The sequence below is a fragment of the Bacteroides caecigallinarum genome, assembly GCF_016901995.1.
GTDB lineage: Bacteria > Bacteroidota > Bacteroidia > Bacteroidales > Bacteroidaceae > Phocaeicola > Phocaeicola cellulolyticus.
In genome coordinates, this window is record NZ_JACJLE010000147.1 from 1 (window position 1) to 495 (window position 495).

Annotated in this window: 1 protein-coding gene; it reads right to left on the reverse strand. The window is 48.1% G+C overall.

The annotated features are described in order from the left end of the window. On the reverse strand, nucleotides 1-495 hold a 495-nt coding region (locus H6A61_RS15390; protein WP_204394785.1), incomplete at both ends, for a PD-(D/E)XK nuclease domain-containing protein.

Here is a 495-nt window from a genome sequence, read left to right on the forward strand (position 1 = left end):
TCACCACCATGTCAATCCTTCCCTCCGAGGTATGATATTCCGCCTGCGTATAGAATCCCAGCAGTTTGAACAGAATAAACATCACGTTCTGGTAGTGCAGCTCCAGGTCACGAGCCAGCTCGTACGGAGTGTCGGCAAAGAAAGTCGTCAGGCGTTTCATGAAAGAATCCGTATCACCGTTACGAACATCCATGACGAAATTCATGATTCCGAACGTAGCGTCCGAATTATCCATTCCCGTATAGCTCGGCAACAGGAACCTTATGAATCCGTTCTCCACCTCACTGTTCGGAAATCCCAGTATATAAGTTCTGAACTCCATGTCATAATCCTTGATTGTCAGATACCCGCTCTGATACAAAATCGGCACGGGGTTCTTCCTGAAAGTTTCCAATCCATTCAGCGAGTCCGCCGTAGCATACTCCCTCATCAGCTTCTTCAGGTTATATCCGCATCCCTTCATCAGCTCCACTAGGAAAGTAGGCGTACCCGTCT